The sequence below is a fragment of the Actinomadura mexicana genome, from assembly GCF_900188105.1.
GTDB classification, from domain to species: Bacteria; Actinomycetota; Actinomycetes; order Streptosporangiales; family Streptosporangiaceae; genus Spirillospora; species Spirillospora mexicana.
Genome location: NZ_FZNP01000023.1, coordinates 20,139 through 43,023 on the forward strand (window position 1 = coordinate 20,139; position 22,885 = coordinate 43,023).

23 protein-coding genes are annotated in these 22,885 nt (G+C 72.2%); 16 read left to right on the forward strand and 7 right to left on the reverse strand.

Annotated features, from left to right (window positions below):
* Nucleotides 1–7: 7 nt before the first annotated feature.
* The 5 genes from dnaK (at nt 8) to clpB (ending at nt 6,898) form a co-directional block, all read left to right on the forward strand.
* The gene (gene dnaK, locus CHC11_RS36525; RefSeq protein WP_089316468.1) at nt 8–1,873 is read left to right on the forward strand and encodes a molecular chaperone DnaK; all 1,866 of its coding nucleotides are present in this window, start codon (nt 8–10) and stop codon (nt 1,871–1,873) included.
* Nucleotides 1,867–2,523 carry a nucleotide exchange factor GrpE gene (gene grpE, locus CHC11_RS36530; RefSeq protein ID WP_425427376.1) on the forward strand — a complete coding sequence of 219 codons (657 nt, stop codon included), beginning with the start codon at nt 1,867–1,869 and terminating at the stop codon, nt 2,521–2,523. The genes dnaK and grpE overlap by 7 nt, the downstream gene beginning before the upstream one ends.
* Before the next feature lie 83 nt (nt 2,524–2,606).
* Nucleotides 2,607–3,785 (forward strand): molecular chaperone DnaJ, encoded by a 1,179-nt coding sequence (dnaJ, locus tag CHC11_RS36535; protein ID WP_089316470.1) that lies wholly within the window; start codon nt 2,607–2,609, stop codon nt 3,783–3,785.
* Nucleotides 3,786–3,790: 5 nt separating this feature from the next.
* Nucleotides 3,791–4,237, forward strand: coding sequence for a heat shock protein transcriptional repressor HspR (locus CHC11_RS36540; protein ID WP_425427374.1), 447 nt, complete (start codon nt 3,791–3,793; stop codon nt 4,235–4,237).
* Nucleotides 4,238–4,300: 63 nt separating this feature from the next.
* A complete protein-coding gene (clpB, locus tag CHC11_RS36545) occupies nt 4,301–6,898 on the forward strand; it encodes an ATP-dependent chaperone ClpB (protein WP_089316471.1) in 2,598 nt (865 codons plus the stop codon).
* Nucleotides 6,899–6,949: 51 nt separating this feature from the next.
* Here the strand turns inward: clpB and CHC11_RS36550 are convergent, their stop codons facing one another.
* From CHC11_RS36550 to CHC11_RS36565, 4 genes are read right to left on the reverse strand one after another with little or no spacing between them, the layout of a single operon-like run.
* Nucleotides 6,950–7,321 carry a hypothetical protein gene (locus tag CHC11_RS36550; RefSeq protein WP_089316472.1) on the reverse strand — a complete coding sequence of 124 codons (372 nt, stop codon included), beginning with the start codon at nt 7,319–7,321 and terminating at the stop codon, nt 6,950–6,952.
* Nucleotides 7,322–7,374: 53 nt separating this feature from the next.
* Nucleotides 7,375–7,848: a roadblock/LC7 domain-containing protein gene (locus tag CHC11_RS36555; protein ID WP_245920226.1), complete on the reverse strand. Its 474-nt coding sequence runs from the start codon at nt 7,846–7,848 to the stop codon at nt 7,375–7,377.
* Between the two features lie 25 nt (nt 7,849–7,873).
* Nucleotides 7,874–8,572 (reverse strand): hypothetical protein, encoded by a 699-nt coding sequence (locus CHC11_RS36560; protein WP_089316473.1) that lies wholly within the window; start codon nt 8,570–8,572, stop codon nt 7,874–7,876.
* A 1-nt stretch (nt 8,573) separates the two neighbouring features.
* Nucleotides 8,574–8,993, reverse strand: a complete 420-nt coding sequence (locus CHC11_RS36565; protein WP_245920228.1) for a hypothetical protein — start codon at nt 8,991–8,993, stop codon at nt 8,574–8,576.
* A gap of 266 nt (nt 8,994–9,259) precedes the next feature.
* On the opposite strand from CHC11_RS36565, the gene CHC11_RS36570 reads away from it, so the two are divergent.
* The 5 genes from CHC11_RS36570 to CHC11_RS36590 all read left to right on the forward strand — a co-directional run bounded on the left by CHC11_RS36570 (nt 9,260) and on the right by CHC11_RS36590 (nt 15,809).
* Complete coding sequence (locus CHC11_RS36570) at nt 9,260–10,246, forward strand: NAD-dependent epimerase/dehydratase family protein (RefSeq protein WP_089316474.1); 987 nt, start codon at nt 9,260–9,262, stop codon at nt 10,244–10,246.
* 75 nt (nt 10,247–10,321) lie between these two features.
* On the forward strand, nt 10,322–11,947 hold the full coding sequence (locus CHC11_RS36575; protein WP_089316475.1) for a DUF7800 domain-containing protein: 1,626 nt from the start codon (nt 10,322–10,324) through the stop codon (nt 11,945–11,947).
* 77 nt (nt 11,948–12,024) lie between these two features.
* Nucleotides 12,025–13,383 (forward strand): sigma-70 family RNA polymerase sigma factor, encoded by a 1,359-nt coding sequence (locus CHC11_RS36580; protein WP_089316476.1) that lies wholly within the window; start codon nt 12,025–12,027, stop codon nt 13,381–13,383.
* Between the two features lie 318 nt (nt 13,384–13,701).
* Nucleotides 13,702–15,075 carry an NYN domain-containing protein gene (locus tag CHC11_RS36585; RefSeq protein WP_089316477.1) on the forward strand — a complete coding sequence of 458 codons (1,374 nt, stop codon included), beginning with the start codon at nt 13,702–13,704 and terminating at the stop codon, nt 15,073–15,075.
* A gap of 86 nt (nt 15,076–15,161) precedes the next feature.
* Entirely contained in the window at nt 15,162–15,809 is a 648-nt protein-coding gene (locus CHC11_RS36590; protein WP_245920230.1) for a tetratricopeptide repeat protein, read from the forward strand.
* A 35-nt stretch (nt 15,810–15,844) separates the two neighbouring features.
* Here the strand turns inward: CHC11_RS36590 and CHC11_RS36595 are convergent, their stop codons facing one another.
* Entirely contained in the window at nt 15,845–16,369 is a 525-nt protein-coding gene (locus tag CHC11_RS36595; RefSeq protein WP_089316479.1) for a lipase family protein, read from the reverse strand.
* 58 nt (nt 16,370–16,427) lie between these two features.
* On the opposite strand from CHC11_RS36595, the gene pyrE reads away from it, so the two are divergent.
* Nucleotides 16,428–16,964, forward strand: coding sequence for an orotate phosphoribosyltransferase (gene pyrE / locus CHC11_RS36600; RefSeq protein ID WP_089316480.1), 537 nt, complete (start codon nt 16,428–16,430; stop codon nt 16,962–16,964).
* On the opposite strand, the gene CHC11_RS36605 is transcribed toward pyrE, so the two are convergent.
* The gene (locus CHC11_RS36605) at nt 16,961–17,362 is read right to left on the reverse strand and encodes a RodZ domain-containing protein (protein ID WP_143227444.1); all 402 of its coding nucleotides are present in this window, start codon (nt 17,360–17,362) and stop codon (nt 16,961–16,963) included. The genes pyrE and CHC11_RS36605 overlap by 4 nt on opposite strands.
* A 72-nt stretch (nt 17,363–17,434) precedes the next feature.
* Entirely contained in the window at nt 17,435–18,160 is a 726-nt protein-coding gene (locus CHC11_RS36610) for a DedA family protein (RefSeq protein WP_089316482.1), read from the reverse strand.
* Nucleotides 18,161–18,329: 169 nt separating this feature from the next.
* Here CHC11_RS36610 and fbaA point away from each other — a divergent pair, with 169 nt between their 5' ends.
* The 5 genes from fbaA (at nt 18,330) to CHC11_RS36635 (ending at nt 22,867) form a co-directional block, all read left to right on the forward strand.
* On the forward strand, nt 18,330–19,352 hold the full coding sequence (fbaA, locus tag CHC11_RS36615) for a class II fructose-bisphosphate aldolase (RefSeq protein ID WP_089316483.1): 1,023 nt from the start codon (nt 18,330–18,332) through the stop codon (nt 19,350–19,352).
* Between the two features lie 72 nt (nt 19,353–19,424).
* Nucleotides 19,425–19,874, forward strand: a complete 450-nt coding sequence (locus CHC11_RS36620) for a winged helix-turn-helix transcriptional regulator (protein ID WP_089316484.1) — start codon at nt 19,425–19,427, stop codon at nt 19,872–19,874.
* A 282-nt stretch (nt 19,875–20,156) separates the two neighbouring features.
* On the forward strand, nt 20,157–21,191 hold the full coding sequence (locus CHC11_RS36625; RefSeq protein WP_089316536.1) for a carboxymuconolactone decarboxylase family protein: 1,035 nt from the start codon (nt 20,157–20,159) through the stop codon (nt 21,189–21,191).
* A gap of 90 nt (nt 21,192–21,281) precedes the next feature.
* Entirely contained in the window at nt 21,282–22,133 is an 852-nt protein-coding gene (locus CHC11_RS36630; RefSeq protein WP_089316485.1) for a maleylpyruvate isomerase N-terminal domain-containing protein, read from the forward strand.
* 116 nt (nt 22,134–22,249) lie between these two features.
* Entirely contained in the window at nt 22,250–22,867 is a 618-nt protein-coding gene (locus tag CHC11_RS36635) for a TIGR03086 family metal-binding protein (RefSeq protein ID WP_089316486.1), read from the forward strand.
* Nucleotides 22,868–22,885: the final 18 nt, after the last annotated feature.

The following is a 22,885-nucleotide window of genomic DNA, read 5'->3' on the forward strand; positions in this document are numbered from 1 at the left end:
GAGAAACATGGCACGTGCGGTCGGCATCGACCTCGGGACGACCAACTCGGTCGTCGCGATCCTGGAGGGCGGCGAGCCCACCGTCATCGCGAACGCGGAGGGGTCGCGGACCACGCCGTCCGTCGTCGCCTTCGCCAAGAACGGCGAGGTCCTGGTCGGCGAGGTCGCCAAGCGCCAGGCGGTGACCAACGTGGACCGGACGATCCGGTCGGTCAAGCGCGAGATGGGCACCGACTGGAAGACCAAGATCGACGACAAGGACTTCAACCCGCAGCAGATCAGCGCGTTCGTGCTGCAGAAGCTCAAGCGGGACGCCGAGTCCTACCTGGGCGAGACGGTCACCGACGCCGTCATCACCGTGCCCGCCTACTTCTCCGACCACCAGCGGCAGGCCACCAAGGAGGCCGGCCAGATCGCGGGGCTGAACGTCCTGCGCATCATCAACGAGCCGACCTCGGCGGCCCTGGCCTACCACCTGGAGAAGGAGAACGAGGCCACCATCCTGGTCTTCGACCTCGGCGGCGGCACGTTCGACGTGTCCCTGCTGGAGGTCGGCGACGGCGTGGTCGAGGTGAAGGCCACCAGCGGCGACAACCACCTGGGCGGCGACGACTGGGACAACAAGGTCGTCGACTGGCTGGTCGAGCGGTTCAAGAACGCCAACGGCGTCGACCTGTCCAAGGACAAGATGGCGCTGCAGCGGCTCCGCGAGGCCGCGGAGAAGGCCAAGATCGAGCTGTCCGGCTCGTCCGAGACGCAGATCAACCTGCCCTACATCACCGCGTCCGCCGAGGGCCCGCTGCACCTGGACGAGAAGCTCACCCGCGCCGAGTTCCAGCGGATGACCTCCGACCTCCTGGAGCGCACCAAGGCGCCGTTCCAGCAGGTGCTGAAGGACGCCGGCATCTCGGTGAAGGAGATCGACCAGGTCGTCATGGTCGGCGGTTCCACCCGGATGCCCGCGGTCTCCGAGCTGGTCAAGGAGCTGACCGGCGGCAAGGACCCGAACAAGGGCGTCAACCCCGACGAGGTCGTCGCGATCGGCGCCAGCCTCCAGGCCGGCGTGCTCAAGGGCGAGGTCAAGGACGTCCTGCTGCTGGACGTGACCCCGCTGAGCCTCGGCATCGAGACCAAGGGCGGCATCTTCACCAAGATCATCGAGCGGAACACCACGATCCCGACCAAGCGGTCGGAGACGTTCACCACCGCCGACGACAACCAGCCGTCCGTGGAGATCCAGGTCTACCAGGGCGAGCGCGAGATCGCCGCGTACAACAAGAAGCTCGGCACGTTCCAGCTCACCGGTCTGCCGCCGGCGCCGCGCGGCGTCCCGCAGATCGAGGTCACCTTCGACATCGACGCCAACGGCATCGTGAACGTCAGCGCGAAGGACCAGGGCACCGGCCGCGAGCAGTCGATGGTCATCACGGGCGGCAGCGCGCTGCCCAAGGACGACATCGAGAAGATGATGCGCGACGCCGAGCAGTTCGCCGAGGAGGACCGCCGGCGCAAGGAGGAGGCCGAGGTCCGCAACCAGGCCGACACCCTCGCGTACTCGACCGAGAAGTTCCTGCGGGAGAACGACGAGAAGGTCCCCGCGGAGCTGAAGACCGAGGTGAACGACGCGGTCGCCGAGGTCAAGAAGGCCCTGGAGGGCACCGACGTCGACGCCATCAAGGGCAGCGCCGAGAAGCTCGCGCAGGTGAGCCAGAAGATGGGCGCCGCGATGTACGCGCAGAACCCCGAGGGCGCCCAGGCCGGCGCCGAGGACCACGGGCCGACGGCCGACGCCACGGGCGGCGAGCCGCAGGACGACGAGGTCGTCGACGCCGAGATCGTGGACGAGGACAAGCCGAAGGGTGATGCATCGTGACGTCCTCTCCCAGCGGGGGCGAGGAGAAGGAGGGCCCGGTGATCCGCGACAAGCGGCGCATCGATCCCGAGACGGGGGAGGTCCGGGCGCAGGCGGGGGAGTCCCCGCCGGCCCCGGAGGCCCCGGTGGACGGGGGCGGCGCCAAGGCCACGGGCGAGGAGGACTCCTCGTTGAAGACCCAGCTGGCGGAGCGGCTCGCCGACCTCCAGCGCCTCAAGGCGGAGTACGACAACTACCGCAAGCGCGTCGAGCGCGACCGGGTCGCGGTCCGCGAGCAGGCCCTCGGGCAGGTGCTGTCCGAGCTGCTCCCGGTGCTGGACGACATCGGCCGCGCCCGGGACCACGAGGAGCTCACCGGCGGGTTCAAGTCCGTCGCGGAGAGCCTTGAGGCGGTCACCGGCAAGCTCGGCCTGGAGCGGTACGGGGAGAAGGGCGAGCCCTTCGACCCGGTCGTGCACGAGGCGCTGATGCACTCGCTCTCGGCCGAGGTGACCGAGACGAGCGTCACCGACGTCCTGCAGCCCGGCTACCGGATCGGCGAGCGGGTCCTGCGGCCCGCCCGCGTGGCGGTGGCCGACCCCGACCCGGACTCCGCAGCCGGCGAGCCCGGCGGCGGGCCGGGCGACGCGGACGACGAACCGGACGAATGATCCCCAGGGGCCCGCCCGCGAGGGCGGGCCCCGCGAGGGCCTGAAGACATGTGGCAAGTGGCGATAGCAGAAGGCGGGGCGCCGTGAGCACCAAGGACTACCTGGAGAAGGACTACTACAAGGTCCTCGGTGTCGCGAAGACGGCCTCGCAGGAGGAGATCAAGAAGTCCTACCGGAAGCTGGCCCGCAAGTACCACCCGGACGCCAACAAGGGCGACGCCGAGGCCGAGGACCGCTTCAAGGAGGTCTCGGAGGCCTACGACGTCCTGTCCGACGAGAAGCGCCGCAAGGAGTACGACGCGGTGCGCTCGATGCCGGGCGGTTTCCGCGGGCAGCAGGGGGGCGGGTTCGGCTTCGACCTCGGCGACCTGTTCGGCCAGACCGGCGGCGGGACGCAGCCGGGCGGCGCCGGGGAGCGCATCGGCGACCTGTTCGGCGGCCTGTTCGGCGGGCGCGGCGGCGCCGGCGGCGGCACCCGCACGGCGGGGACGCGGCGCGCGCGGCGCGGCGCGGACGTCGAGACCGAGGTGACCCTGTCGTTCGGCCGCGCGATGGACGGCGTCACCGTGCCGATCAAGCTGACCAGCGAGGCGGCCTGCAACGGCTGCCACGGGACGGGCGCCAAGGCCGGCACCGTGCCGCGGGTGTGCCCGAACTGCGAGGGCACCGGGCACGAGACCCGCAACCTCGGCAACTTCGGCTTCCAGGAGCCGTGCAAGGAGTGCCGCGGCCGGGGCCTGGTCGTGGACGACCCGTGCCCGATCTGCCACGGCAGCGGCCGCGCGACCGGCACCCGGACGATCCAGGCCCGCATCCCGGCGGGCGTCGCGGACGGGCAGAAGATCCGGCTGAAGGGCAAGGGCGCGCCCGGCGAGAACGGCGGCACGGCCGGCGACCTGTACGTGAACATCAAGGTGCTGCCGCACAAGGTGTTCGGGCGCAGCGGCGACAACCTGACGCTGACCATCCCGGTGACCTTCCCCGAGGCAGCGCTCGGCGGCGAGATCCGGGTGCCGACCTTCCAGGGGCAGCCCGTCACGCTGAAGCTGCCGGAGGGCACTCCCAACGGCCGCAGGTTCCGCGTGAAGGGCCGGGGCGCGCCGCGGCGCGACGGCACGAAGGGCGACCTGCTGGTCACCGTCGACGTGCACGTCCCGCAGAAGCTGGACGAGCAGTCGCGCGAGGCGCTCGACCGGCTCCGGACGGCGGGCGCCGGCGAGGACCTGCGCGCCGACCTGCTCCAGCAGGCCAGACAGGAGTGATCTTCGTGGATCCCTTCGGCGACGACACCCCGGTCTACGTGATCTCCGTGGCGGCGCAGCTGTCCGGGCTGCACCCGCAGACGCTGCGCACCTACGACCGGATGGGCCTGGTGTCCCCCGGTCGGACGGCGGGCCGGGGACGCCGCTACTCGATGCGGGACATCGTGATGCTCCGCGAGATCCAGCGGCTCTCCCAGGAGGAGGGCATCAACCTGTCCGGCATCAAGCACATCCTCGAGTTGCAGCGCGACAACGTGCGGCTCCGCGAGGAGCTCACCAAGGCGCACGCGGCGCTGGAGGAGCTCGCGAACGAACTCGAATCGACCCGTGCGGTCGCGGCGCGGCTGGCGCAGCAGCGGCGGCACGGGGAACCGGGCGGCACTCCCGGCGCCGACCTCGTGCCCATCAGGCATACGAGCGTCGTCGTGTGGCACGAGCGCAACTCGGATTGAGCAAGGGCAGTTGTCGGGGGTCTGGGGGGTCCCCCAGATGGAACACGGCTACGGGGTGGGGTCATGGACTACAAGCTGACGCAGAAGAGCCAGGAGGCGCTGTCGGTCGCGGTCCGCAGGGCGGCGGCCGAGGGGCACCCCGAGGTGGAGCCGCAGCACCTGCTGGTGGCGCTGATCGGACTGCCGGACGGGACGGCGGTGCCGCTGCTGGAGGCGGTCGGCGCCGACTGGCAGGTGGTCCGGCGGCGGGCGGAGGAGCAGCTCGCGGCGATGCCGAAGGCGCAGGGGTCGACGGTGGCGACGCCGCGGCTGTCCGGCCAGCTTCAGCGGTCGGTCAACACGGCGGCCAACCGCGCGCAGCAGCTTGAGGACGAGTACGTCTCGACCGAGCACCTGCTGGTCGGGCTGGCGGCGGACGGCGGTCCGGCGGCCGGCCTGCTGAAGGAGTTCGGCGCGGCGCCGGAGGCGCTGCTCGAAGCGTTCGAGAAGGTGCGCGGCCACGCCCGCGTCACGAGCGAGAACCCCGAGGGCACCTACCAGTCGCTGGAGAAGTACGGCGTCGACCTGACGGCGGCGGCCCGCGACGGCAGGCTCGACCCGGTCATCGGCCGCGACCCGGAGATCCGCCGCGTGATCCAGGTGCTGTCGCGCCGGACGAAGAACAACCCGGTGCTGATCGGCGAGCCCGGCGTCGGCAAGACGGCCGTGGTGGAGGGCCTGGCGCAGCGGATCATCGCGGGCGACGTCCCCGAGTCGCTGCGCGGCAAGCGCCTGGTCTCGCTGGACCTCGGCGCGATGGTCGCGGGCGCGAAGTACCGCGGCGAGTTCGAGGAGCGGCTGAAGGCCGTCCTGAACGAGATCAAGAAGAGCGAGGGGCAGGTCGTCACGTTCATCGACGAGCTGCACACCGTCGTCGGGGCGGGCGCGGCCGAGGGCGCGATGGACGCCGGCAACATGCTGAAGCCGATGCTGGCCCGCGGCGAGCTGCGGATGATCGGCGCGACGACGCTGGACGAGTACCGGGAGCGGATCGAGAAGGACGCCGCCCTGGAGCGCCGGTTCCAGCAGGTGTTCGTCGGGGAGCCGACCGTCGAGGACACGATCGCGATCCTGCGCGGCCTGAAGGGCCGGTACGAGGCGCACCACAAGGTGCAGATCAACGACTCGGCGATGGTGGCGGCGGCGACGCTGTCCGACCGCTACATCACCTCCCGGTTCCTGCCGGACAAGGCGATCGACCTGGTGGACGAGGCCGCGTCCCGGCTGCGCATGGAGATCGACTCCCGGCCGGTCGAGGTCGACGAGCTCCAGCGCGCCGTCGACCGGCTCAAGATGGAGCAGATGAACCTGGAGAAGGAGACCGACGAGGCGTCCCGGCAGCGCCTCGAACGGCTCCGCGCCGACCTCGCCGACAGGCAGGAGCAGCTGAGCGGCGTGAACGCCCGCTGGGAGCGGGAGAAGGCGGAGCTGAACCGGGTCGGCGAGATCAAGGAGCGGATCGACCAGCTGCGCGGCGAGGCGGCGCGGGCCGAGCGCGACGGCGACCTGGAGACGTCCTCGCGGCTCGTCTACGGCGAGATCCCGGCGCTGGAGAAGCAGCTGGAGGAGGCGGCGGAGGCGACCGAGACCCGCGACACGATGGTCAAGGAGGAGGTCGGCCCGGACGACGTCGCCGACGTGGTCGCGTCCTGGACGGGCATCCCGGCGGGGCGGCTGCTCGAAGGCGAGACCGCGAAGCTGCTGCGCATGGAGGACGACCTCGGCCGGCGGCTGATCGGGCAGGAGGCCGCGGTCCGCACGGTGTCGGACGCGGTGCGCCGCGCCCGCGCGGGCATCTCCGACCCCGACCGCCCGACCGGCTCGTTCCTGTTCCTCGGCCCGACGGGCGTCGGCAAGACGGAGCTGGCGAAGGCGCTCGCGGAGTTCCTGTTCGACGACGAGCGGGCGATGACCCGCATCGACATGAGCGAGTACTCCGAGAAGCACAGCGTCGCCCGCCTGGTCGGCGCGCCGCCCGGATACATCGGGTACGAGGAGGGCGGCCAGCTCACCGAGGCCGTCCGGCGCCGCCCGTACTCGGCGGTCCTGCTGGACGAGGTGGAGAAGGCGCACCCGGAGGTCTTCGACATCCTGCTGCAGGTGCTGGACGACGGCCGCCTCACCGACGGCCAGGGCCGCACGGTCGACTTCCGCAACACGATCCTGATCCTCACCTCCAACATCGGGTCGCAGTTCCTCGTCGACCCGACGCTGGAGAACGGGGCCAAGCGGGAGGCGGTGTGGAACGCCGTCCGCAACTCGTTCAAGCCGGAGTTCCTCAACCGCCTGGACGACGTGATCCTGTTCGACGCCCTGTCGACCGAAGAGCTGACCCGCATCGTCGACCTGCAGGTGGACCGGCTGGCCGACCGCCTCGCCGACCGGCAGCTCGCGTTGCGGGTCACGCCGGCGGCCCGCGAGTGGCTGGCGCTGACCGGCTACGACCCGCTGTACGGCGCGCGCCCGCTGCGCCGCCTCGTGCAGACGGCGATCGGCGACCAGCTCGCCCGCGAGCTGCTGTCCGGCGAGGTCCGCGACGGCGACGAGGTGGTCGTCGACCTCGACGAGGCCGCCGACCGCCTGACCGTCGAGCGGTCCGGCGGCCTGAACCTGACGAAGTGACGTGCCGGAGGCGGCCCCGGGGGTCCTCCCCGGGGCCGCCTTCGCGGTGCGTCAGATCTCGAGGTTCTCCTCGATCTCGCGGAGGCGGTGGCGGGCCAGCGCCAGGTTTCCGCGGGTGCGGTCGAGGGCCATGTAGAGGAACAGCCCCTTGCCCTTGCGGCCGGTGACCGGCCGGATGACGTGGTACTGGCTGGAGATGCTGATGAGGATGTCCTCGATCTCCTCCTTGATGCCGAGCTGGTCCATCGTGCGGAGCTTGGCGCGCACCACCTCGGTGTTCCCTGCGGCCGCGACCTGCAGGTCGAGGGTCTTGGAACTGCCGAGCTGGCCGAGGGCCATCCCGCTGTTGTAGTCGACGACGGCGACGCCGATGGCCCCGTCGATCGTCATCATGTCCTTGAGGGCGAGATCGAGGTTGGACATGGGTGCTCCCCTTTCCTGGTCGTGGGTGTTTCGTGGTGGTGCGTGCCGCGCCGTCAGGGACGGCGCGTGCCCGTGAGGCAGGCGGCGACGGCGCGGGCGGCGGGCCGCGACTCCAGGTGGAGGCGGCCCACGTTGACGTCCGGATCCGCGAGGACGGTGAGGGACGCGGTGGGGCCGGCGGCGTAGATGACCACGTAGCCGTCCACGCCGCGGATCACGACCTCGTGGAAGGCGCCGCCGTGCGCGGTCTGCGCGATCCGGTGCGCGAGGGACAGGCCCGTCGCCGTCACGGCCGCCATGCCGGCGGGTTCGACCGATCCGGGCAGGTCGTGCGCGATGAGCAGCCCGTCCACGGAGGCCACGAGGCTCCCGTTGAGCTGCGGGACGCGGGCCCGCAGCGACCTCAGCTCGGCCGCCACCGCCTGCCCGGTCGCCCGCACCGCCGCGGCCCCCGCGGGCCCCGCGTCCGGCGCGCCCGGTATGCCCGCCCCCGCTCGTTTCGCCACCTTCGCCAGCCTTTCGATCAAGTGAGCCACCCGGTCCCCAGCACGGTCAGCGGAGCTCCACCAGCGCCGCGTGGAGCCGGACGAGCAGGTCGTGGTCGGTGGGCGCCCAGTCGGCGGTGACCTCGTCCCGGACCGGCGCGGCGCCGACCTCGTCCCGGACCGGCGCGGCGCCGGGCCCGTCCGGCGGACCGGTCCGCACCAGCGACGCCGCGGCGAGCCCGCGCACGGCGAGCAGGCAGGCGAACACCGTCCGCCCGAGCTCGGGGGCCAGCTGCGCGGGGGTGCGCCGACCGTCGGCGTTGAGCAGGATCTCCGCCTGGAGGCCGGTCAGGATGACGCGCTGCCGCCTGACGCGCCGGACCGGCACCACCGGCGCGGCGTCCACGCTCCCGTCGGGCCAGGCGGCGTCGAGGAGGGCGCGGCGGCGGCGCTGCTCGTGGACGAGCGTCGCCACGGTGACCCGCCGGGAGCCGCCGCTCGGCGGCCCCTCGGTGAACGCCGGCTCGGCCCGCGAGGCCAGCAGGAGGCAGGCGGCGTCGAACATCGCGAGCAGCGCCGCCAGTTCCGGGTCGGGCCCGTCCGGCAGGTCGCCGGGACCCGGCGTGTGCCGGCTCTCGGCGAGGGTGACGGCCCCGCGGTCGACGTGGAACGCGCCGTCGCCGCCCACCCGCAGCAGGCCGGTGGCCTTCTCCCGTTCCAGCGCCGCCAGGGCTCCGGCGACCCGTCCCTTGTCCGCATCCGCCATGTCATCCGCCCGTGATATCGCCGAGGAGGTCGCGCATGCGGAGCCGGGCGAGCGCGATGTTGCCCTTTTCCCGATCGAGCAGTAAATGGACGAAGAGGTGCCCGTCGAGATTCGCTCCGGTCAGGGCCAGCAAGTGATATCCGTCCGTTCCGCAAACGATGATCTCCTCGACGTCGTCCCCCGCCGCGGTGGCGCTGAGCGCCGGCGACGCCAGCACCGCCCGCACCACGTCGGTCGCGCCGGCCGCGTCCTCGTGCTGGTCGAGGACGTCCTCCCGGCCGGCCGCCGCCACGGCGAGCCCGCTGGCGCAGTCGACCAGCGTGACCCGCCGCGCCCCCGGAATGGTCATCATCGACGCGAGGCACCCGTCAATGCCCAAGCCCATTTCCCCACCGAATGAGAGTTGCAAGAACTCGACCATAGCCAGAACATTGCCGCCCGCAACGCCAATCCATAAATTTCCCGCGACAATCATGTATGGGGTATAAATACCACCCGGTATGACGGGCGGTCAGGATCGGTGTGAGGCACCGACCCCCGGAATCGGTTTCCACCGCGCCGCCGATTGAGGCGTCCGCAACCGCGTCAGTTCGCGCCGGACCTCGCCGGCACGGCGGCGGAGGCGGCTCTTTACGCTGTGAGCGTGCAGTCGTTCCGTACAGAACGTACAGAGGGCAGAGTTCTCCCATGCGGCTTCTGATGCTGGGCGGGACGGAGTTCGTCGGACGGGCCATCACCGAGGAGGCTCTTGCCCGCGGCTGGGACGTCACGGTCTTCCACAGGGGGCGCCATGAGCCGCCCCAGGGAGTCGGGTCGTTGCACGGCGACCGCACCGCAGAGGGCGGTCTCGAAGCGCTTGAGGACGGGGAGTGGGACGCCGTCGTCGACACCTGGTCCGGCGCACCGTCCGTCGTCCGAGAAACAGCGCGCCTGCTCGACGGACGTGTCGCACGGTACGTCTACATCTCCAGCCGCTCGGTGTACCGGTACCCAGAACCGGCCGGGCTCGGCGAAGCAGCCGAGGTGGTGGACGGCTCCCCGGATGACGGGGATGTCGACTACGCGGCGGCGAAGCGCGGCGGAGAACTGGCGGCACTCGGCGTGTACGGGGACGACGCCCTCCTGGTGCGGGCGGGCCTCATCCTGGGCCCGTACGAGAACATCGGGCGGCTGCCCTGGTGGCTGTCACGCATGGCGCGGGGCGGCGACGTCCTGGCGCCGGGCCCGCGCGACGCCGGCCTCCAGTACATCGACGTGCGGGACCTCGCCCTCTGGACCCTGGACGCGGTCGAGCACGGGCTCGGCGGACCCTACGACCTGGTCAGCCCACCCGACCACACGACGATGGGCGAGCTGCTCCAAGCCTGCGTCGACGTGACGGGGTCGAGCGCGCACCTCGTATGGACGGCCCCGGAAACGATCCTGGAAGCGGGCATCGAGCCGTGGACCGACCTTCCCGCTTGGCTCCCGCCTGGCGAGGCGTACGACACCCTGCACCGGGGCAACGTCGGGAAGGCTCTCTCCGCGGGGCTGCGTTGCAGGCCCGTCCAGGAGACGGTCGCGGACACCTGGGCCTGGCTCCGGTCGATGGGCGGCACCGCTCCGCAGCGTCCCGACCGTCCCGTGCTCGGCCTGACGCCCGAGAAGGAGGACGAGGTCCTGGGCGCCCGCTGACCTCCGGCGGTGGCCCGGCCGCCTCACCACCTCGCGGTGGACACATAGGGCGCCCGTCCGCTAGAGAGGCGTTCTATGACCGCTTTGGTACTCGGCCCCCACCTCCGGCACGTGAGTCACCGCACCGCGACGATCTGGGTGGAGACCGATCGTCCGTGCGAGGTCAGGGTCGTCAACCGGGAGCAGGGGGTGGACGCCGCCGCCCGCACCTTCACGGCGCACGGCCACCACTACGCCGTCGTCGAGCTCGACGGGCTCGCGCCGGGGGCGCGGATCCCGTACGAGGTGGTGGCGGACGGCGAGACCGTCTGGCCCGAGGCCGGCGCCGGGTTCCCCCCGTCCCATATCAGGACCCTGCGCGAGCACGGCGGGCTGCGCATCTCCTTCGGTTCCTGCCGCCGCTCGCCCGGCACCGTGGAGGAGTACGGGCACGACGCCCTCACCGCGTTCGCCGACAGGCTCCGGACCGGCGGGGAGGACGCCGTCTGGCCGGACGTCCTGCTCATGGTCGGCGACCAGGTGTACGCCGACGAGCTGACCCCCCAGATGCGCGAGTTCATCAGCGGCCGCCGCGCCCCGGGCTCGCCGCCGGACGGCGAGGTCGCCGACTACGAGGACTACACCCAGCTCTACAAGCTCGCCTGGCACGACGACCCGTCCGTCCGGTGGCTGCTGTCCACCGTCCCCACCTTCACGATCTTCGACGACCATGACATCCGCGACGACTGGAACACCTCCTACACCTGGCGCCGGGAGATGTGGGCCCAGCCCTGGTGGAAGGCGCGCATCACAGGCGGCATCGGGTCGTACTGGATCTACCAGCACCTCGGGAACATGTCGCCCGAGGACCGGGCGTCCGATTCCGTCTTCGAGGCCGTCCGGGCGGCCTCCGACGCGACCGGCGACGCGGGCGCCGTCCTGGACGCGTTCGCCGAGAAGGCCGACAAGCACCCCGAGACCATGCGCTGGAGCTACGCCCACGACTGGGCCGGCACACGCCTGATCGTCGTCGACAGCCGGTGCTCCCGCCTGCTCACGGCCGACCGGCGCGGCATGCTCGACGACGAGGAGTTCGACTGGCTGGACGGTCAGTGCCAGGGCGGCATGGACCACCTGCTCATCGCCAGCTCGCTCCCCTACCTGCTGCCCATGGCGATCCACCACGCCGAGTCGTGGAACGAGGCCGTCGCCGAGGGCGCGTGGGGCAGGCGCGGGGCGGCGGTCGGCGAGAAGATCCGCCAGGCCGCCGACCTGGAGCACTGGGCCGCGTTCGAACGGTCGTTCCGCGCCGTCGCCGCCGGCGTCGTCGCCGTCGGGCGCGGGGAGCGCGGCCCGGCGCCGGCGAGCATCTCGTTCCTGTCCGGCGACATCCACTACTCCTACCTGGCGCGGATCACCGCTCCCGCCACCCGGTCGAAGATCACCCAGATCGTCTGCTCGCCGCTGCGCAACCCGCTGGAGGGCAAGTTCCGGTGGGCGAACCGCATCGCCTACTCGCGGGCCGCCGGCCGGCCGTTCCGCGTCCTGGCGAAGCTGGCGAAGGTGCCCGCCCCGCCGATCCGGTGGCGGATGACGAACGGCCCCTGGTTCGACAACGCCATCGCCACCGTCGAACTGTCCGGACGCGACTGCGGCGTGCGGTGGGAGACGCCGGGGAGCAGCGGCACGATGTCCGAGATGGGACGCGCCGGGATCACGTGACGGGCGGGTCGGCTCGCGCGGATGTCTGTGACCGAACCGAGCGACAACCGGTGGTCGGTCGGTCACAATGAGCAAACATGGAGCCACGGGACGACGCGACGGCGCCGCGCGACGCCGAGCCCAGCGATGCCGCACTCATCTCCCGGGTCCGTGAGGGCGACGACGCCGCCTGCAGAATGCTCTGCGAGCGGCACCTGCCCGCCGCGCGCGGGCTCGCGGGCCATCTGGCCGGGCACGACGCCGCCGAGGACGCCGTCCAGGACGCGTTCGCGAAGGTCCTCTCCGTGCTCAGGCGCGGCGGCGTGCCCGGCTCCGGGTTCCGGCCGTACCTGCTCACGGCCGTGCGGCGGACGGTCCACGACCGGCAGCGCGCGGACCGGCACGACATCGACACGGCCGACACCGACACCGACACCGACACCGACGGCATCGAGGCGTACGGCGCCGGGGAGCCCTTCGGCGACCCCGCGGCCGAGGAGTTGGAACGTTCGATGGTCGCGCGGGCGTTCCGGTCGCTGCCCGAGCGGTGGCAGACCGTCCTCTGGCACACCGAGGTCGAGGATGGGAGGCCGGCCGACGTCGCCCCGATCCTCGGCCTGACCGCGAACGACGCCGCCGCGCTCGCCTACCGGGCCCGCGACGGCCTGCGGCAGGCCTACCTCCAGATGCACCTGGACGGCCTCGACACCGGCGACGCGTGCCGTCCCGTCCTGGACAAACTCGGCGCCTACGTGCGGGACGCGCTCCCGGGCCGCGACTCCCGCAGGGTTGAACGCCACCTGGACGGCTGCAAGCGCTGCAAGGGCCTCTACAGGGAACTGTCGCAGGTGGACACGGCGCTGCGCGACGTCATCGGACCGCTCGTCCTCGGCTCGGCGAGCACCGCCTACCTGGCGTCCAGGGGCGGCTTCTTCCTGTGGGTGCGGCACCTGCCCAGGCGGCGGCGGGTGCTCGCCGGTGCCGCGGTGACCGTCGCCGGGGCCATGGCATTCGGCCTGATGCTCGTGTCCGACGACCAGCCCGCACCGGAACCGCGCACACCGCCTGCCGCCGCCGAGCCGGTCGCCCCGCCCGCCGCCCGACCGCCCGCCGCGAAGCCGCCCACCCTGAAGCCGCCCGCCCTGAAGCCGCCCGCCGCCAGGGCACCCGTCCCTGAGCCGCTCGCGAAGCGGCACGCTTCCGTCCGACCGGCGGGGGCCGAACCCCGCGCCCGGCCGCCGCACCCGGCGCCGAAGCCTCGGGTGAGGCCGCCGCAGGTGAAAAAGCCATCCAAGCCCGACCCGGCACCGCCTCGTCCTCCGATCGAACACCCCGGTGGACTTCTGATCCACATCGAATTGTGGGTGCCGCTACTGTCGGCCGAGGTGCGCGTCCACCTGGGCATCGACACGCCGATCTGCGAATTCCGCTCCATACGGCACCGCGCCGCCTCTTAAAGCACCGCACACGGTCACGGCCGTCATCCGGGGTTGAAGCGAGGGTCGCGGGCACGCATCGACTGAACCCGCCATCTGATTCTTCCCGTAAAGATCCATCGGAAGGGCCGGACGGAGCCTAAAGGGCTGGTAGCGTCCGCCGCGGCTCCGAATCCTTGTTACCGAGGAGTCGCCAACCGGCGGCTTGCCATGAAAGAGTGGCGAATCGCCGTAACGGCCTACCGGGCAGACGGGCTTCACTACGCTATATGCGCCCGGTGTCGCTACGCCGAAAATGGGCACGCTGTGAGCTCCCGTGTTGAGGAAGGACGGTGCCGCATGGATCGCTGCGCGCTGTTCGTGGACGCCGGCTACCTGCTGGCGGACGGTGCCATGGCGGTACACGGCACGCGCCATCGCGAGACCGTCTCGTGGGATTTCGGCGGCCTCCTGCAACTCCTCGGCAACCTCGCCAGGGAACGCACCGGCATGCCGTTGCTGCGCTGCTACTGGTACGAGGCGACGGTCGAGGGGCGCCGCAACCCCGAGCACGACGCGCTGGCCGACCTGCCCGGCCTCAAGCTGCGGCTCGGCCGGATCCGTCCCGGCCGCCGCGAGGGCGTCGACACCGAGATCCACCGCGACCTGATGGCCCTGGCCCGCAACGCCGCGCTCGCCGACGCCGTCCTGGTCAGCGGCGACGAGGACCTCGCCCAGGTCGTCGCGGACGCCCAGGACCTCGGCGTCCGCGTCACGGTCGTGCACGTCGCCGTCGACGGCAACTGGACGATCTCCCGGGTGCTGCGCCAGGAGTGCGACGACCTCATCGAGATCGGCTCCGGCCACCTGCGCCCCTACGTCAACCTGCTCGCCGGGGTCGACGGCGGCTCCTCGCTCGGGACGAGCCCGCTGTCCAACGGGCACGGCGCCACGAACGGGCACGGCGCCTCACTCGGCCCGCTCCAGAGCACCTCGACCAACGGGCCGCCGCCCGCGTCCCCGCTGAGCATCCCGCCCGCGTCCCCGTCCCCGTCCCCGGCCGTCCGCGACCTCGGCCCGGCCATGACCGGCGGGCTGGGCGGCGGATCCCTGCCCACCGGTGGCCCCGGCCCTGGCACCGGCCCCATGCCGCTGCCCGGCGGCACGGGAGGCGGTCACTCCGGATCGCCCTACGGCACCGGCGGGCTGCCGCTCCCGCCGCACCCCGCCCCGGCCGCCGGGCCGTCCTCGACGCAGGCCCCGTCCCCGCCCGCGCCGCCGCCGACCCCCAGCCCGCAGTACACCTCCTCCCCCAGCAGCCCGCAGTACACCTCCTCCCCCGGTTCGCAGTACACCTCCTCCCCCATCCCGGCGCCCTCCCCGCCGCCTCCCCCGCAGACCGTCCAGCCGCAGGCGGCGCCGTCCGGCGGCCAGCACGGTCCCTACACCGGCCCGCAGCAGATCTCCCCCCTCCCGGTGCAGCAGACGCCGACTCTCTCGGACGCCGTCAAGGCCGCCCACCAGGAGGGCCAGGACTTCGGCGAGTCCGTCGCACGCGACGCCCCCGCGCTGTGGCTGGAGGCCGTCCTCGCCCGCAAGCCGCGCATGCCGTCCGACCTGGAGGCACGGCTCCTGCAGGGCTCCTCGCTGCCCATAGACTTCCTCCTGCACGACGAGGTCCGCCACGCCCTGCGCCGTGGCTTCTGGGACGCGCTCGAACGTTCACGCAGGTGACCTGACGTCCAGTCATTAGCACCGGTATTCCACGATCATCATCGATTCGCCCGCTTCGGCCGGGCGGTGCCGGGTAGCGTTGAACCGTGACGCATGTGACGGAAGACGATCTCGACGACCTGGAGTTCGACACCCTGCGCACCGGCGATCACATCTCGGCGGCCCGCAGGCTGTCCGAGCTGGCCGAGTCGGTGTCCGGCGGGGTGTCACGCGCCAACGTCCTGCTGCGCGCCGGCGAGCAGTGGCAGCACGCCGGCGACCACGCCAGGGCCGCCGAGCTGTACCGCAGGGCCATGGACGACGGCGGCGAGACCTACGGCGATCCGCGCGCCTACCTCGCCGACGCGCTCTTCGAACTCGGCCGCGGGGACGAGGCCCGCGCCCTGGTCGACCAGATCCGCGCCGACAAGCCGCGCGACCCCGAGGTGTACCGCGCCGTGGCCGAGGTGCTCTACGCCCAGGGCGACGCCACCGGCGCCCACGAATGGGCCACCAGCGGCGCCGACGTCGTCCTGGCCCTGCGCGACCGTGCCGTGGGCACCGGCATGGGCGGCGGCCCCGACGAGGCCCCCACCCCGGACGCCGACTCCCTCACTCCGGGCTTGGACGACGTCGCCCTGGCCGAGGACAGCCTTGAGGCCCTCCTCCGCCTCCGCTACCGAGCCCGCATAGACCTGGGCCGAAACGAAGACGACTACGACGCCCTCCTCGACGACCTCCTGAAGAACTCCTGATCTCCCAGGGGGTCGCCCCCCCTGGGATGACACGCCTACAGCCGGGCTATGAGTTCGCTCAGGGCCTGGGCGGCGGCGGTGGGGGGCTCGTGTTCGGTTATGGGCCAGCCGCGCAGGTGCGCTTCTCTGACGGCCTGATCGTGCTTGGGGGAGGCGGAGCGGTCCGAATGGGTGCGGAGGTAGCCGCAGGGCGCCTCCGGCCAATCTGGGGCCGTGGGGAGGTCCTCCTGCGGGGCGTCATGGTCGTGCCGGGCCGGGCGGGGGAGATCGGCGTCGACGAAGACGTAGCCGCCTACGGGACGGTGGGCGGCGCGCTGGGCCAGGCCGACGCCGGGCAGCAGGGGGCCGGCGGCGCCGTGGGCCACGAGGACCAGCGGGGGGACGGGGTCGGTCGCGGTGATGGTGAGCGAGACGCGGGCGATGTAGCGGGGGCCGGCGTCGTCCGGGACGTCCGGTGCCACGACGTCCAGGCCGTACGAGCGGAGCATCTCGGGCAGGTCGCCCCAGGAGGCCGCGGTGGCGGTGGGGGCGTGCAGCAGGACGACGGTTCCGGGTGTCACCCCGCGAACGTACACGGCGGCGGCGGAGCGCGTACGCAGGGTGAATAGGGTTCTGCTCGTGAGCGATCGTAATGAACTGCTGCAGAAGATCAAGGACCGGGCCGTGGTGCACGGGGACTTCGTGCTCTCCTCGGGCAAGCGGGCGTCCTGGTACGTAGACCTCCGCCGGGTGACGCTGGACGGGGCCGCGGCCCCGCTGGTGGGGCGGGTCATGCTGGACGAGACCGCCGACCTCGACTACGAGGCCGTGGGCGGCCTCACGCTCGGGGCGGATCCGGTGGCCGCCGCGATGCTGCACGCGGCGGCGGCGCGCGGGCGAGTGCTGGACGCGTTCGTCGTCCGCAAGGCGGGCAAGGCCCACGGGCTGCAGCGCCGGATCGAGGGGCCGGACGTGGCGGGCCGCCGCGTCCTCGCGGTGGAGGACACCTCGACCACCGGCGGCTCCGTGCTCACGGCGGTGGAGGCGCTCCGCGAGGCCGGGGCCGAGGTGGTGGCGGTCGCGACGATCCTGGAGCGCGGCGCGGCCGGCCGGATCGCCGGGGAGGGCCTGGAGTACCGGCACCCCTACGAGGTCGCCGACCTCGGTCTCGGTTAGCGGGCCTTGACGAGCCACTGGGCGCGCTGGCCGTTCGGCTCGCGCGGCTGGACCCTGCCGTAGATCGCGACCTGCAGGGAGCCGCCGTTGAGGGCGACGACCTGCAGGGGCGCCTCCTTGAACTGGAGGGTGTCGCCGGTGTTGAGCGTGCTGTTGGCGAGCACCTTGCCACCGGCGTCGGCGACGCGGACGACGACGGTCGTCGGCTGGCCGGTCACCCGGATGACCAGGGGGAGCGGCGCCGCCGGCGACGTCGTGGTCTCGTTGCTGCTCGGCGTCGTGCGCCCGCCGCCACCCGCCGGCGGGGCCCCCGTCGCCGGGCCCTTCTTGTCGGGCTCGCTCATGATCGCGTTGACCAGGGCCATGCCCCCGACGATGAGCAGGGCCAAGGCCGCCATCACGGCCAAGGCCGCGATGACTATGCGCGCGAGACCCCTAGGGTCCGACCGGTGACGTCCCACATGGGGAGGTTAGCGATAACTGTCACCGCTGAGCGACGGACGGGACTCTTCCGGACCATTCTTATTCGGACCGTGGTCCGCTTTGCGCCCCTTCAGGACCTCCCGAATGATCGGAATGACCGAGAGAACCAGGATGACCGCAACGCCCGGGAGGATGTATTTCTCAACGTCGGGCACTTCGGACCCGAGGAAGTGGCCGAGGAGGAACAGCGCGTCCGTCCAGACGATGCCGCCGATCGCGTTCCAGACGAAGAATTTCTTCGCGTCCATGCCGAGCATCCCGGCGAGCGGGTTCAGGAACGTCCGGACGATCGGGATGAACCGGGCCAGCACCACCGCCTTCGCGGGGCCGAACCGGTTGAAGTAGTGCTCGGCCTTCTCCACCCACTCCTGCTTGAAGATGCGCGAGTCGGGCCGGTCGAAGAGCCTCCGGCCGTAGCGGGCGCCGAGGAAGTGGCCGAGCTGGGCGCCGGCGATCGCCGCCACCGGGCCGCCGACCAGCAGCCAGGGCAGCGACAGCGACTGGAACTCCTGGCCGTTGACGGTCGAGACCGCCGTGAGGATCCCCGCCGTGAACAGCAGCGAGTCGCCCGGGAGGATGCAGCCGACCAGCAGGCCGGTCTCCGCGAAGATGATGGCGAGCACGCCGATCGTCGCGAACGTACCGAAAAGCTGCAGCCACGCGGTGGGATGCAGCCACTCGGTGATGTCAAGGGGAAGGGCAGTGAGATCCACACCGCGAGCGTACCTTTCCCCACGCTTCGATTAGGCGAGATACTGGGCGCGGACGGCATGCCCGACCCGGAAACCGCGTGACCTGGGCAGTCAACGGGTACGCGGACGTCCGGGAGCTACCGCCCGGCCGGATGCCCGGCGGCACCCTGCGTATGAAAGGACGCTGACAATGCCCATCGCAACGCCCGAGGTCTACGCGGAGATGCTCGACCGTGCGAAGCGCGACGGCTTCGCCTTCCCCGCGATCAACGTGACGTCCAGCCAGACGCTGAACGCCGCGCTGCGCGGGTTCGCGGAGGCCGAGAGCGACGGCATCGTGCAGGTGTCCACCGGCGGAGCCGACTACCTGTCGGGCTCCACGGTGAAGGACATGGTCACGGGCGCGACCGCGCTGGCCGAGTACGCCCGGGTCGTGGCGGCCAAGTACCCCGTGAACATCGCCCTGCACACCGACCACTGCCCGAAGGACAAGCTGGACGGCTTCATGCGGCCGCTGGTGAGGATCTCGCAGGAGCGGGTGGCGCGCGGCGAGGAGCCGCTGTTCCAGTCGCACATGTGGGACGGGTCCGCCGTCGAGCTGCACGAGAACCTGCGGATCGCCGCCGACCTGCTGGAGGAGTGCGCCAAGGCCCGGATCATCATGGAGATGGAGATCGGGGTCGTCGGCGGCGAGGAGGACGGCGTCGCCAACGAGATCAACGAGAAGCTGTACACGACGCCGGGCGACGCGCTCGCGACCGCCGAGGCCGTCGGCGTGGGCGAGAAGGGCCGCTACATCCTGGCCGCGACGTTCGGGAACGTGCACGGCGTCTACAAGCCGGGCTCGGTCAAGCTGCGTCCCGAGGTGCTCAAGGAGATCCAGGACGCGGTCGGCGCCAAGTACGGCAAGGACAAGCCGTTCGACCTGGTCTTCCACGGCGGCTCGGGCTCCACGCTGGAGGAGATCCGGGAGGCGGTGTCGTACGGCGTCGTCAAGATGAACATCGACACCGACACCCAGTACGCCTTCACCCGGCCGGTCGCCGAGCACATGTTCCGCAACTACGACGGCGTGCTGAAGATCGACGGCGAGGTCGGCAACAAGAAGCAGTACGACCCGCGCTCGTGGGGCAAGGCGGCGGAGACCGCAATGGCCGCCCGCATCGTCGAGGCCGCCGAGAACCTCCAGTCCGCCGGCAGGAAGCTGAAGTAGCGGAGCGGGCCGGGGGCCGCACGGCCCCCGGCCACGCCCGTTGCCTGACGAAACGCGGGTAGGCTCCGAAGCGTGGCACTGCCCCGCACGTACGACTCGCAGAACTGCTCGGTCGCCCGCTCGCTGGAGGTCGTGGGCGACCGCTGGACCATGCTGGTGATCCGCAGCGCGTTCCAGGGCGTGCGGCGCTTCGACGACTTCCAGGACGTCCTGGGCGTGGCCCGCAACGTCCTCACCGACCGGCTCAACCGGCTCTGCGACGAGGGCATCATGCGCCGCGTCCCGTACCAGCAGCGGCCGGAGCGGCACGAGTACCGGCTGACCCGCAAGGGCGTGGAGCTGTGGCCCGCGGTCATGACCCTGATGATGTGGGGCGACCGGCACTACGCGCCCGCCGGCCCGCCCTTGATCATCGGGCACCGGGGCTGCGACGGCGTGCTGACCCCCACGTTCACGTGCGGCTCCTGCGGCGCGCACCTCGGCCCCGCCGACGTGGACCCCCGCCCCGGCCCCGCTGCCTGAGTCGGCCGGACGTCCTCTCCGTCCGGGTGCCCCCTCGTCGGCGTCCCTTTCCGGACGCCCCGAGACGCCGCCCGCGGACTCGCGGTCCCCGCCGGGGCGGCTGTGCTTCCCGCCCTCCCTCGGTACCATCCGAGCGCAGGCGCGCACAGAGGACGGCAGGGCGCGCGGTTCGGCGCGGAGAAGGACGAGATGCCCGAGCGCCGGCAGTCGCGGTCGACCCGCGGCCGCCGGGGGCGCGGGCGCGCTACCGCCGCCCCTGACCCGCGACTGATCGGCGGTTCGATGAACGACAGTTTCGTCCGGGTGGCCCGGAGCGGCGCGCAGGAGCAGATCGCGCACGTCTCGCCCGTCCGCCACGCCGCCGCCGAGGGGCTGGTCGCGCGGGTCTACGGCCAGCTCGAACGGGACTTCGGCATCCTCGCGCCGCCGGTGATCCTGCACTCTCCCGTCCCCGACCTGCTCGCCGCCGTGTGGATGATGCTGCGCGAGACCCTGGTCGCGACGGGGAGGGCCGACCGCGCGGCCAAGGAGGCCGCCGCCGCGGCGGTGTCGCTCGGCAACTCCTGCCCCTACTGCGTGGCGGCGCACAGCACCACGTTGCACGGCCTCGTGCGCGGGCGCGACGCCGCCGCGATCGCGGCGGGCAGGCTCGACGCCATCGGCGACCCGCGCATCCGCGCGGTCGCCGGGTGGGGCGAACGGTTCGGCACGCCCGAGGCCCCCGCCCGCCCGTTCCCGCCCGAGCAGGCGCCCGAGATCGTCGGCACCGCCTTCGTCTTCCACTACTACAACCGGATGGTCAACATCTTCCTGGGCGAGTCGCCGTTCCCCCCGAACGCCCCGGCACGGGCGCACGGCGCGGTGAGCCGGGTGGTGGGCCGCCTGATGGCCGCGAGTTCGCGCGCCCACCACGCCCCGGGCGAGTCCCTCGACCTGCTGCCGGCCGCGACGGCGCCCGGCGGCCTGTCCTGGACGGCGGGCAACGAGGTGATCGCCGATGCGTTCGCCCGCGCGTCGGCGGTCATCGACCGGGCGGGCGAGCGGGTCGTGCCGGAGCCGGTCCGGGAACTGCTGGCCGCCGAGCTCGCCGGGTGGGACGGGCGCACGGCCGAACCCGCGCGGATCGACGGGGCCGTGGCGGGGCTGCCCGCGGCGGACCGTCCCGCCGGGCGGCTGGTCCTGCTGACCGCGCTCGCCTCCCACCGGGTCGGCCCGGCGGTCATCGCGGAGTTCCGCCGCGACGACGGCGCGGACGCCCGCCTGCTGGAATGCCTCGCATGGGCCGCGTTCACCGCCGCGCGGGCGACGACGGCCTGATTCGCGTACCGCGGCGACGGGGCCGTCCTGGAGAGGGCCGTCCGCCTTTGCTCTCTTGCCCGATCCCCAGGAAATTGCGACCATCAGGCCATGGTGGTTCGGCTCACCGAGGAGAACTGGGCGGCGACCCGAAAGTATCTGCGCGGAACCGGCGACCGGTTCGCCGAGCTCCTGACCTCGCCCGGTTCGGAAACGAAGGCCACGGCCACCTGGACGGTCGCCGATACGGCGGCGCACGTCGCCACCCTCGCACGGCTTTATCACCAGATGGTCGATCCCGCCGGTTGCGACGAACCACTGGCCGTGACCGGCGACCTCATCCGGAGCACGATCGTCGATACGGTCGACTCCGCAAATGAGGAATTGCTGCGCCTTTTTCCCGAGCGCGATCCGCGGGCGCTCGCGGACGTCCTGCTCCGCGATGTCGACCGGGTCCTGACGGCGACCCGTGACGCCGATCCGGCGGCGGCGCTGCCCTGGCTGGGCGGCTCGCGCGTCCCGGTCGGCGGGCTGCTGGCGCACCTGCTCAACGAACTCCAGATCCACGGGCGCGACATGGCCCGGCCCATGCGCAGGCGCTGGGACGTCCCGCCGCGGGAAGCGGCCCCCTTCTTCGAGATGTTCCTCGTCGGGGTGACCGAGTACGGGTACGGGGGGCTGCTGGACGGCCACGGCCCCGCGCCCGCAGGACGGATCACCGTCGAGTTCCGCTCCGACCACACCGCCCCCGTGGTGATGGCGATGACCGACGGGTTCGTCACCGTGGAGGAGCCCGGCGACCGCCCCGACGTGCGGCTCTTCTTCGACCCGACGGCGCTCAACCTGATGCTGTTCGGACGGATCAGCAGGGCGCGGGCGGTGCTGAGCAGGAAGGTCGTCATTCGGGGCCGGCGCCCCTGGGTGCTCCCCGCATTCCTGCGGATCGTGCGTCTTCCCTCGTAAACGGCGACGCTTCGCTTTCGCCGACCCCTCACGAGGCATTCGGCCGCGGTCACCGATGACTTCTCGCCGCGGCGGAGGTCCATACAGGTGATCATTCCAGCGAGCTGAGGAGCCGAATGCGTGAGGCGACCGGCGCATCGGCGCCCCTCCGGTCGGGCGCGTGCATCCTGGAGCGCTCGATCGGCTTTCTCCTGACCGCCGTCCAGCCCGTTACGCGGCCAATGCTCGCCCACCCGACGCCGTGTGCGGCATGGGATCTCCACATGCTGCTGCTGCACGTCGGCGACTCCCTCGCGGCGGTGCACGAGGGTCTGGCGGCGGGCCGGGTCGGCATCGGCCCGGGGGCGGCCGACGCGTCCGGCGACCCGGTGTCGGCGCTGCGCGTCCGCGCCGTCCGCCTGCTCCGCCACACCATGGCCTCCCCCGGTCGCGCGGGCCGCGGGGCGGGGACGGCGGCGATCGGCGACCTGCGCCTCCCCGTCGAGGCGGTGGCCGGCGCGGGCGCCCTGGAGGCGGCCGTGCACGGCTGGGACATCGCCCAGGCGACCGGCACGGGGCGTCCCCTGCCCCCGGACCTGGCCGCCGACCTCCTGGACGTGTCGAGGACGCTGGCGCCGCCCTGCGGCCGACGGCCGCTGTTCGGCGAGCCGGTGGATCCCGGCCCGTACGCGTCGCCCGGCGACCGTCTCCTCGCCTTCCTCGGCCGCCGTCCGACGGCGTGCGAGACCCCATGAGGTTGCGTCACGCAACTT